Here is an 11,257-nt window from a genome sequence, read left to right as displayed (position 1 = left end):
CTTCAAGTTATTTCCTGTTTCCTTCGGGTATAAAAAGTTGTTTTACTATTGGGTAACACAACATCCTGCAAAAAGGGTTTCACAAAACACCTCGACTAAGGACAGTATGGAAATCTTCTTTACCATTCTCATCATGACCCTTGTGGTTTCTCTTTCTGGGGTAGCTACACGCATGCTGCCATTCCAGATCCCGCTTCCGTTAATGCAAATTGCAATCGGTGCCGTACTCGCCTGGCCGCACTTTGGTTTGCATGTCGACTTCAACCCGGAACTGTTCCTGGTGCTGTTTATTCCGCCGCTGCTATTTGCGGATGGTTGGAAAACGCCGACTCACGAATTCCTCAATCACGGGCGGGAAATCATCGGCCTTGCGTTGGTTCTGGTGCTGGTCACCGTTGTCGGCATTGGTTTCCTGATTTACTTCCTGGTGCCAGGAATACCGTTGATTCCGGCTTTTGCACTGGCAGCTGTACTCTCGCCGACCGACGCCGTGGCGCTTTCGGGTATTGTCGGAGAAGGGCGAATTCCAAAGAAAATCATGGGGATTTTGCAGGGTGAAGCGTTGATGAACGACGCCTCTGGCCTGGTATCGCTGAAAATGGCAGTCGCAGTGGCGGTGGGCACCATGGTGTTTACTGTCGGCGGTGCCACGCTCGAGTTCTTCAAAGTGGCGATAGGCGGGCTGTTGGCGGGAATTGCAGTCAGCTGGTTGTACGGCAAATCGCTGCGTCTGATGAGCCGCTGGAGCGGTGACGAACCCGCGACGCAAATCCTGCTACTTCTGCTGTTGCCATTTGCTTCTTACCTGATTGCCGAGCATATCGGCGTGTCCGGCATCCTTGCAGCCGTTGCTGCGGGTATGACGATCACCCGTTCTGGCGTATTACGCAGCGCGCCACTGGCAATGCGTTTACGTGCAAACAGCGTCTGGGCGATGCTCGAATTTGTGTTCAACGGCATGGTGTTCTTGCTGTTAGGCCTGCAATTACCCAGCATCATGAAAACGTCGATTGCAGCGGCAAACGCCGATCCGAACGTCGAATTATGGATGCTGTTTGTCGACGTCGGGCTTATCTATTTCGCCCTGATTGGCGTGCGTTTCTTGTGGCTGTGGGCGATGAAACGCATCAGTTTACGCTTTATGAAAAAGCGCCCGCTGGAATTCGGCTCTTACACCATGCGCGAGCTGTGTATTGCATCGTTTGCTGGCGTGCGCGGGGCCATTACCCTTGCCGGTGTGTTGTCCATTCCGTTGCTGTTAGGTGATGGCACGCCTTTCCCGGCGCGTTATGAGCTTATCTTCCTTGCCACCGGCGTGATTCTGTTCTCGCTCTTTACCGGGGTCATTATGCTGCCGATTTTATTGCGTAACGTCGAAGTTCCCGACAAATCTATGGCGCGCCAGGAAGAACGTATTGCCCGCGCTGCCACGGCAGAAGTGGCGATTGTCGCCATCGAGAAAATGGAAGAGCGCCTGCACGCCGACGTGAACGAAAACATCGATGACCAGCTGTTAAAAGAGGTCAGTTCGCGGGTTATCGGGAACCTACGCCGCCGGGCTGACGGGCGTAACGATGTAGAAAGTAGTGAGCTTGAAGAGAACCTTGAGCGCCGGTTCCGCCTGGCTGCACTTCGCTCCGAGCGTGCCGAGCTTTACCATTTACGCGCCACGCAGAAAATCAGCAACGAGACGTTGATGAAGCTGCTGCACGATTTGGATTTGCTGGAAGCGTTGTTGGTCGAACAGCAGTAATCGACTATTCCTCTCCCTCTGCAGGGGGAGAGGATTGGAGTGAGGGCGCTATGAACTGACCGGCCAAAACTCCTTACAGCAGGCAATCCATGCCTGCGCACTTTGCGAAATATAAACCCCATCGCGCCAAATCATCGCCAGTTGCCACGTTAAATCGCTGTTTAATGGCAGCCACATCAGCGTATTTTTATCCAGTTTTTGGCAAATAATCTCCGGTAGAATCGCAATCCCTACACCGGCCTGCACCATCGCGGCCAGAAAATCCCACTGACCACTACGTACCGCAATCCGCGGAGTAAACCCATGTTCCTGGAAGAGCTGAATTAACTGGCGGCTTAACGCGAAATCCTCGTTGTAGATAAGCAGAGGATGTCCGGCAAGCTCTATGGGGTCGATGCTTTCTCGTGTGGTCCATGGACCGGAGCGCGGAACCAGCACACACAGCGGATTATGCAGCAAAGGTAACGAGCAGAAAGTGTGGTGCTCATCTTCAAAAGGCAACGCGGTCATGGCTAAATCCAGTTCGCCATTAAGCACTGCCTGCTGCACCGTTAAACCGCCAAACTCAGAAATCTTTAGTTCAACGCCGGGGTAGCGTTGGCGATACAGGCTAATCGGCCCGGCCATCAACATGCCTACCATCGGCGGAATACCGAGGCGCAACACGCCTTTGTTGAGATGGTTGATATCACCAAGTTCGGCTTCCAACTGGCGAAATTCCGCCAAAATGGTTAATCCTCGTTGATAAACCACCTCCCCGGTATCAGTCAGTAATAGTTTGCGGCCATCACGAATTAGCAGAGTACAACCCAGCTCATCTTCGAGGTTACGTAGCATCTTGCTTATGGTCGGCTGGGTGACGAACATCTTTTGGGCCGCACGGGTAAAACTTTGCTGGCGAACCACTTCAACAAAATAACGTAGCGTCCTGATGTCCATAATTATTCCTGTTGACTATACCTGTGATGATTTTAATTCATTTCTATCGTTGAAGTGAGCTAACTATAATTACAAGCTCACATTTCTTTGGAGTGCCAATCTCATGGCCCTGGCGTTACGTGGTTTTACGCCTGTTCTTTTCCGCCGTATTCAGGTGCCGGTGCAAGTTGCGCTTTACGCAGGATTGTTCATTCTCGCCCAACAGTTGGTTGACTGGTGGCATTTACCGCTCCCTGCAAACCTCGTGGGAATGGTGCTGTTACTGGTGTTGATTGTCTGCCGAGTGGTACCGCTGAAGTGGGTTCGTGCGGGTTCCCGCTGGTTATTAGCTGAAATGCTGCTGTTCTTTGTGCCCGCCGTGGTCGCGGTGGTGAACTATGCCGAATTACTGATGGTAGATGGCTGGCGTATCTTCATCGTGATTGCCATCAGCACTTCACTGGTACTGGGTGCTACTGCGCTGGTGGTGGATAAAGTTTATCGTTATGAGCTGGCGCGAAATGCTCGCAGGCAGGCTCGTGGTGAGTAACTTTCAGCTGAGTTTGTTGTGCCTGGTTATTACCCTTGGGCTCTATTTTGCCAATAAAAAACTCTATCGCCGCTTTCGAAAATTGCCTCTGATGCCGTTGATTTTAACGCCGGTATTGTTGGTGGCGATGTTAGTTTTTGGTCATATCTCCTATCAAAATTATATGGGTGAAGCGCACTGGTTATTGTGGCTGCTTGGCCCGGCGACTATCGCCTTTGCAGTGCCGGTTTATGACAATCTAAATGTGATTAAACGCCACTGGATGTCGCTTTCGGCGGGGGTTATCACCGCCACTGTTGTTGCGGTAACCAGTTCGGTTTGGCTGGCGCGTTTATTTACTTTGCCCGATGAAATTCAACGTAGCCTGGCGGTACGTTCGATTACCACACCCTTTGCATTAGCCGCAGCCAAACCACTCGGCGGGCAGCCGGAGTTGGTGGCGTTATTTGTGGTAGTGACGGGCGTGTTTGGTATGGCGGTGGGCGACGTGCTGTTTTTGCGCCTCGCCATTCGTGAAGGAATGGCAAAAGGCGCGGGTTTTGGTGCCGCTTCTCATGGCGCTGGTACCGCACGTTCCTACGAACTTGGTCCGCAGGAAGGTGTGGTCGCCAGTTTAGTGATGATGTTTTCCGGTGTGGTGATGGTGCTGATCGCGCCGTTGCTAAGCTGGTTGATGTTTTAATACCGGGTGGCTAATCCACCCAGTAAGCGCTTACTTACTTTTCAGTCGTGAAACCAACTCAAACTCTTTAAACCAAACCGGGCGCTGTTGCTGCATTGAAATATTCCCGGCGATACCGGTCAAAATCGACATTGCCCCATCGCGGTGATCGGCGGCGCGTTTTAATGGGTCGTTACTCAGCTCGCCAAACAAATCGGCCAACATCGCGTTGTCGCCACCGCCGTGGCCGCCCGCGCCAATACTGAAGTCGGCTTTGTAAGGTGCGGCGAACATCGGGAACACGGTGATATCGCAGCTTTCCAGGCTACCTTCGTTTTCACGGTCGCCACCGGCATTCACATAAGACATTTCCACCAGTTTCATCTCAAGCCGCCCGCGGCTGCCGTTGAACACCACATTCAGCCCTTCCCACGGCAAAAACGCATTAAGCGAATAGGTCATCTGTACCTGGTTTTGGTACTTCACCAGCACGGATAACGTGTCTTCGATGTTGATTCCATCGCTGAAAACACTCTGGTCGCGGTAGTAGTTATCTTCATGCTCCGCATCCAGATACAGCGCTTTAAGCTGCGCATTTTCTTCCATATGCAGCGCAAACGGATCATCTTTCGCCGCAGCAAAGCCATGAGCTCGAGGATAAAACTGTGCCACTCCGCGTTTTTCCGCATTCTCTTTGCCATAAAAACGCAAACCGCCTTCGGCATAAACACGTTCCGGATAACTGCCCAGCCAGAAGTTCATCAGGTCAAAATGGTGGGTCGATTTGTGCACCAGCAGGCCGCCGCTGTTGCGTTTTTCGCGGTGCCAGCGGCGGAAATAATCTGCGCCATGCTCGGTGTTCAGCAGCCATTCGAAATGCACTGAAAACACCTCGCCAATGGTTTCTTCCATCAGCAACTCGCGGATTTTGCTGTGATGCGGTGCGTAACGATAGTTAAATGCCACGCGCACCTGGCGACCCGTTTCTTCGATGGCGTCGAGAATGCGCAAAGCGCGTTGCTCATCAATCGTCATCGGTTTTTCGGTAATCACATCACAACCGGCATGCAGTGCACGCACGATGTAATCGTCATGGGTGCGGTCCATAGTGGTGACGATGATAATATCCGGGCGCGTCTCGCGGATCATGGTTTCAAAATCCGCCGCTTTCCAGGTTGATACCTGCGCTGCACCTGCATTGCTCAACAGTTTATTGGCGTAATTCATGCGCGTCTGGTTGGTGTCGCAAACTGCCACCAGTTGCGAATTCTCTTTCCATTTACCGCTGATGGCTTCGATATATAAACCAGCGCGTCCGCCAGTGCCCACTAATGCATATTTTTTCATAATGTCCTCATTCATGAAGTCATGGTATTTTTGATAAATTCGTTATTTCCGGTAATTCAGATGAAATTGGTTCCGCATCAATTAATGGAGTTAAACAGCCCGTTTATTTGGCACTGGCCGTGGTTTATTTCCTGTGTTAATGCTGCCAAAGAGCATGGTTTTACGGGCATTATTCTTCATCAGCAGGAATTACTTTCGTTACTTGCCATTCCGTCACCACTTAGTTACCGGCATGACGTTGAAAACCTTATTCACCAACAAAAAAATGCCCTGCAATATTTAAAAAAAGTCAGTGTTTATTTGCAGGAAAATAACCTCAGCTTCTGGCTGCAAGGCGAAGCCGCTCCCACCGATGACATCGTCAGGCGTAAATTTCCGGAGTTTTCTTTTGATGAGCGCAGCACGCCCGATTTCTGGCAGCAGTTTTATTCGTCGATTTTGTCCCAATTACTGCCGTTATTACCGCACCTCGGCGGCCTGATATTAAGCCTGACCACTCCGCAGTTTCAGACTGAGGGCTGGCAGCAAAGTCTGCATCAAGTCTGGAGCCTGTTACGTGCCGAGGGTAAAAAACTCATCCTGCGTGATTTCATTGATACCAGTTGGCCTCGCCAGCAGCTTTCCCGCGTACTCTCGGGCCTGCCGGATGATGTTCGCGCGTCCATTAAAGCCACCGAACTGGATTACCATCCCGGCTTTGCCAACCATCCACATATTGTCTCGCTCACCGGCCATAAAAAGTGGATCGAATACGATCTTTGGGGCACCGGTTACGGCTGGACGATCCTGCCGTGTTTCCTGGCTGATGAGATCCAGGGGCGTCTGAGTTGGGCAACCAGCCTCGTTGACCACAATATTGAAACCATCACCTCGCGCGTTTCGTGGCAGTGGCTGCCAGATGGCCTGACGATGGATTCTGCCAACGCCATAAATCTTATTGGTTTGAACCATGCTAACCAGGCTCAACCGGCAAACACCATCGACACCTGGATTGAGCAGCAAAAACTCGGCTTTCGCAGCAAGTCCGACCGCCAGCGATTTAGTGCGCTGTACGCATCGAGCTACGACTGGCTTTGCAAAACGCCGAATCTTCTGGGCCGTCGGATGCACTACCAAAGCCAGATCCCGGAAAGCTACGCTCAGGCCCAGCAACTCCTGCATACGGATATTCGCAGCGCTAACTGGGCTCAGGCTTTTCAACCGTTATTCCCGACTGACGATCCTCTACTTGGTGCTGAACAACGCCAGCTGATCGGGCTTGAAAAAGAGAGTGCCCATTTCCTTGCAACCTCGGCCTTGCATCAACTGCGCGAGCTGCGCATCACTTGCCACAACGACACACTGGAGTGCCTCGAAGCGGCCTGGCGCAATGCTGAAATGTACGGCCAGTTGTTCTCGCAGGTGGCATTTGCCGTCAGCGACCTGCAAATCAGTGAACACTATGGCGATACAGTTCAGGTGGTAAAAACTGCGGTTTCGCACCGGGAAACATTACTGCGTTTTGCCGATACGCTTGAGCGCTGGGCTGATTCGCCACCGCCTGGGAGTCCGCACTACGTCTCGTTGTTGTTGAATGCCGAACGGCTACGCGGATTTGCAGGTAGCTTGTTGGGATAATCATAAGAAGGTGGATGAGGGTTGTCGTGCAAGAAGATGTGAGTGCGACGTGGCTGAAGCAAACAATGGCTGAATTCGCGAGAAGCCTCCCAAAATGGAGAAGTTCTCTGTGATGCTTATCACGTGTTGCGAGCAATAAACTGTGAGTAGCGGCACGTAGCGCGGGGGAAAGTGTGAGATGAAACGGAGAAGAAATTTCCCGGCTCAAACGAGCCGGGAACGGATAACGCTAATTAGTGTGCGCGACCTTGTTCAATGCCAATCCCGGTCTGGGAACGGATGAACTGAGCACGGAATTTCTCACGTTCGAGATTGCCTTCCGGGCTGTTATCGGTTGCTGAGAACACCCAAATCCCCACGAACGCCACCAGAATCGAGAACAGCGCCGGGTATTCATACGGGAAGATTGCCGTTGCGTGTCCAAGAACCTGAACCCAAACGGTTGGGCCGAGGATCATCAGGATAACCGCTGTCAGCAAGCCGAGCCAGCCGCCAATCATCGCGCCGCGTGTAGTCAGTTTTGACCAGTACATGGAGAGCAGAATAATTGGGAAGTTACAGCTCGCCGCAATGGAGAACGCAAGGCCAACCATGAAGGCGATGTTTTGGTTCTCGAACAAAATCCCAAGGCCGATTGCCACCACGCCCAGTATCACAACTGTGATTTTCGACACTCTCAGCTCATCACGTTCAGATGCCCCTTTACGGAACACGTTGGCGTAGAGGTCATGGGAAACTGCAGATGCACCCGCAAGCGTTAAACCGGCAACCACCGCAAGAATGGTGGCGAAGGCAACTGCCGAGATAAAGCCTAAGAACAAGCTACCACCCACAGCATCAGCGAGGTGAACCGCTGCCATGTTGTTACCGCCAATCAGTGCGCCAGCAGCATCTTTAAAGGCAGGGTTTGCACCCACTAACATGATTGCGCCAAAGCCGATGATAAAGGTCAGGATGTAGAAATATCCCATGAAACCGGTGGCATACAGGACGCTTTTACGCGCTTCGCGGGCATCGCTCACAGTGAAGAAGCGCATCAAAATATGTGGCAAACCGGCGGTACCAAACATCAAACCTAACCCCAGCGACAGCGCCGATATCGGGTCTTTCACAAGCCCGCCTGGGCTCATAATCGCCACACCTTTTGGGTGTACCGCAATCGCTTCAGCGAACAGATTGTTGAAGCTAAAGCCGACGTGTTTCATCACCATAAAGGCCATGAAACTTGCGCCGAACAGCAACAACACGGCTTTGATGATTTGCACCCACGTAGTCGCCAGCATGCCGCCGAACAATACGTACATCACCATCAACACGCCAACCAGCACCACCGCAACGTGGTAGTTCAGGCCAAATAGCAGCTGGATAAGTTTGCCCGCGCCCACCATCTGGGCAATCAGGTAAAGTGCCACTACCACCAGAGAGCCGCAGGCCGACAGAATGCGAATCGGTCCTTGTTTCAGACGATACGAAGCCACATCAGCAAAGGTATATTTGCCGAGGTTTCTCAGGCGTTCTGCAATCAGGAACAGGATAATTGGCCAGCCGACTAAAAAGCCTAGCGAATAAATCAGGCCGTCGTAACCCGAGGTGAATACCAGCGCCGAAATACCGAGGAACGACGCGGCGGACATATAGTCGCCCGCAATCGCCAGGCCATTCTGGAAGCCAGTGATATTGCCGCCCGCGGTGTAGTAATCGCTACGCGTGCGGGTTCGTTTTGACGCCCAATAGGTAATACCCAACGTAAAGGCGACAAAAATCACGAACATGATAATTGCCTGCCAGTTCGTGGGCTGGCGTTGTACCGCCCCCGTAATCGCATCCGCAGCAAACGCGGAGGCTGGCAGGCTTAGCAGCGGTGCGGCAGCAAGGCCGAGAAGACGTTTCATGATACCTTCACCTCGCGCAGCACTGCGTTATTCAGACGGTCAAATTCACCGTTCGCTCGCCAGACATAAATGCCTGTCAGGAAGAAGGAAATCAGTATCACGCCAACACCAATAGGAATGCCGCGCGTCACGGTTGTGCCTGCGTGTAAAGGCGTACCCAGCCAGCCTGGCGCGAAGGCAATTAGCAGGATAAAGCTGATATAAATCACCAGCATGATGATGGACAAAATGGTGGCAAACCGTTGCCGTTTAGCGACTAACTCCCTGAAATGCGCACTGTCTTCTATCCGTTGATAAATGGATTCATTCATCACACAGTCTCCACAGGTATGGTTGGTTTTTTTATAATTCCCTCATACCGGCTGAAACGGCGTAGGGGGGATAAGCGAAGCGTCATCCACCTTAAAAACGGTGGCGGATGACGTTGCACTTATCCGCCCTACAACAGAAAGTGAGAGGGCAGAGCACATCAAGAATGTTACGAAGGCATGGTAATTGATTGTTTTTCTTCCAGTAACTTCTCAACAACGCCCGGATCGGCAAGCGTTGAAGTATCACCAAAGTTACTGGTATCGCCTGCGGCAATTTTGCGCAAAATGCGGCGCATAATTTTGCCGGAACGGGTTTTCGGTAGTGAATCTGTCCAGTGCAAAATATCCGGGGTAGCAAGCGGGCCAATCTCTTTACGCACCCAGTTGCGCACTTCGGTATACAGCTCCGGCGTCGGCTCTTCGCCGTGGTTTAGCGTCACATAGGCATAAATCGCCTGGCCTTTAATGTTATGCGGAATGCCGACGACGGCGGCTTCAGCGACTTTCGGGTGCGACACCAAAGCCGATTCGATTTCTGCGGTGCCCAGGCGGTGACCGGAAACGTTCAGCACGTCATCGACACGCCCGGTGATCCAGTAGTAACCGTCTTCGTCGCGACGCGCGCCGTCACCGCTGAAGTACATATTTTTGAAGGTTGAGAAATAGGTCTGCTCGAAGCGCTCATGGTCGCCAAACAGCGTACGCGCCTGGCCTGGCCATGAATCGGTGATCACCAGGTTGCCTTCTGTTTCGCCTTGTTGTGGATTACCTTCGTTATCCACCAGGGCTGGTTGCACGCCGAAGAATGGGCGCGTGGCAGAACCGGCTTTCAGCTCGGTCGCACCAGGGATTGGAGTAATCATGAAGCCGCCGGTTTCGGTCTGCCACCAGGTATCTACCACCGGGCATTTCTCGTTACCGATTTTCTTCCAGTACCATTCCCACGCTTCCGGGTTAATCGGCTCGCCGACAGAGCCCAGAATACGCAGCGACGAACGGTCAGTGTTTTCGACAGCTTTATCGCCTTCCGCCATCAAAGCGCGAATGGCAGTTGGTGCGGTATAGAGAATATTCACTTTATGCTTATCAACGACTTGCGCCATGCGGTTTGGCGCTGGCCAGTTTGGCACGCCTTCAAACATCAGCGTGATTGCACCACACGCCAGCGGGCCATAAAGCAAATAGCTGTGGCCGGTGACCCAGCCCACATCGGCGGTGCACCAGTACACGTCGCCCGGATGGTAATCAAATACGTATTTAAAGGTGGTTGCGGCGTAAACCAGGTAACCGCCGGTGGTGTGCAGTACACCTTTTGGCTTGCCGGTTGAACCGGAGGTGTAAAGGATAAACAGCGGATCTTCGGCATTCACTTCCACTGGCTGGTGGTGCGCGCTGGCTTTCTCAACCAGCTCGTTCCACCACAGGTCGCGACCTTCATGCCATTCGATATTGCCGCCGGTACGTTTCAGAACCACAACGTGTTCGACAGTTTTGACGCCTGGGTTTTTCAGCGCGTCATCGACGTTTTTCTTCAGCGGAATCGAGCGCCCGGCACGAACGCCTTCATCGGCGGTGATCACCAGTTTGGAGCTGGAATCGATAATGCGCCCGGCCACGGCTTCCGGTGAGAAACCACCGAAAATCACCGAATGCACTGCACCAATGCGCGCGCAGGCCAGCATCGCCACGGCGGCTTCCGGCACCATCGGCATATAAATCGCCACCACATCGCCTTTCTTGATACCTAGTTCCACCAGGGTATTGGCGAAACGGCACACTTCACGATGCAGTTCACGGTAAGTAATGGTTTTACTCTGGGTGGCGTCGTCGCCTTCCCAGATGATCGCTGTCTGATCGCCACGATCTTTCAGGTGTCGGTCCAGGCAGTTAGCGGCCAGGTTTAGCGTGCCGTCTTCATACCATTTGATTGAGACGTTTCCGGGTGCGAAAGAGGTGTTTTTCACCTTTTGGTAAGGCTTGATCCAATCAAGGATCTTGCCTTGCTCACCCCAAAATGCGTCGGGGTCATGTACCGAGTGTTGGTACATGGATTGGTATTGCTCCGGGTTTATCAGGCAGTTGTCCGCAATATTTGCGGGAATGGCGTGTTTATGTATTTGGCTCATGCTTTTTTTCTCCTTTCAGGATGTTAATAATATGTCACATAAACGTTAATCGTAGGGGCTATTGGAAGCTTTGTTTACTTTT

The 11,257-nt window shown here is 52.3% G+C and carries 9 protein-coding genes; 4 read left to right on the top strand and 5 right to left on the bottom strand.

Translation table 11 applies throughout. From position 1 onward, the window contains the following. The first annotated feature begins 106 nt into the window (after positions 1-106). Positions 107-1,753: a Na+/H+ antiporter gene (locus LVQ77_RS14305; RefSeq protein WP_232865374.1), complete on the top strand. Its 1,647-nt coding sequence runs from the start codon at positions 107-109 to the stop codon at positions 1,751-1,753. Positions 1,754-1,801: 48 nt separating this feature from the next. On the opposite strand, the gene LVQ77_RS14300 is transcribed toward LVQ77_RS14305, so the two are convergent. Next, on the bottom strand, positions 1,802-2,692 hold the full coding sequence (locus tag LVQ77_RS14300) for a LysR family transcriptional regulator (RefSeq protein ID WP_232904739.1): 891 nt from the start codon (positions 2,690-2,692) through the stop codon (positions 1,802-1,804). Between the two features lie 103 nt (positions 2,693-2,795). On the opposite strand from LVQ77_RS14300, the gene LVQ77_RS14295 reads away from it, so the two are divergent. Further along, a complete protein-coding gene (locus LVQ77_RS14295; protein ID WP_232904738.1) occupies positions 2,796-3,221 on the top strand; it encodes a CidA/LrgA family protein in 426 nt (141 codons plus the stop codon). Continuing rightward, positions 3,214-3,903, top strand: a complete 690-nt coding sequence (locus LVQ77_RS14290) for an LrgB family protein (RefSeq protein ID WP_232865377.1) — start codon at positions 3,214-3,216, stop codon at positions 3,901-3,903. Before LVQ77_RS14295 ends, LVQ77_RS14290 begins: the two co-directional genes overlap by 8 nt. Positions 3,904-3,933: 30 nt before the next feature. On the opposite strand, the gene LVQ77_RS14285 is transcribed toward LVQ77_RS14290, so the two are convergent. After that, the gene (locus LVQ77_RS14285) at positions 3,934-5,229 is read right to left on the bottom strand and encodes a Gfo/Idh/MocA family protein (RefSeq protein WP_232904737.1); all 1,296 of its coding nucleotides are present in this window, start codon (positions 5,227-5,229) and stop codon (positions 3,934-3,936) included. Positions 5,230-5,289: 60 nt separating this feature from the next. Here LVQ77_RS14285 and LVQ77_RS14280 point away from each other — a divergent pair, with 60 nt between their 5' ends. Further along, a complete protein-coding gene (locus LVQ77_RS14280; protein WP_232904736.1) occupies positions 5,290-6,846 on the top strand; it encodes a hypothetical protein in 1,557 nt (518 codons plus the stop codon). Positions 6,847-7,079: 233 nt separating this feature from the next. Here LVQ77_RS14280 and actP read toward each other — a convergent pair whose 3' ends face one another. The 3 genes from actP to acs all read right to left on the bottom strand — a co-directional run bounded on the left by actP (position 7,080) and on the right by acs (position 11,175). Further along, positions 7,080-8,738, bottom strand: a complete 1,659-nt coding sequence (gene actP / locus LVQ77_RS14275; RefSeq protein ID WP_232865380.1) for a cation/acetate symporter ActP — start codon at positions 8,736-8,738, stop codon at positions 7,080-7,082. Next, positions 8,735-9,049, bottom strand: coding sequence for a DUF485 domain-containing protein (locus LVQ77_RS14270; protein WP_232865381.1), 315 nt, complete (start codon positions 9,047-9,049; stop codon positions 8,735-8,737). The genes actP and LVQ77_RS14270 overlap by 4 nt, the downstream gene beginning before the upstream one ends. Positions 9,050-9,216: 167 nt before the next feature. Next, entirely contained in the window at positions 9,217-11,175 is a 1,959-nt protein-coding gene (gene acs, locus LVQ77_RS14265) for an acetate--CoA ligase (protein ID WP_232865382.1), read from the bottom strand. Positions 11,176-11,257 lie beyond the last annotated feature (82 nt).

This window comes from Buttiauxella cochleicola (assembly GCF_021282435.1).
GTDB lineage: Bacteria > Pseudomonadota > Gammaproteobacteria > Enterobacterales > Enterobacteriaceae > Buttiauxella > Buttiauxella massiliensis.
The sequence above is the reverse complement of the archived record's forward strand: the minus strand, read 5'-3'. Positions and strand labels throughout refer to the sequence as shown.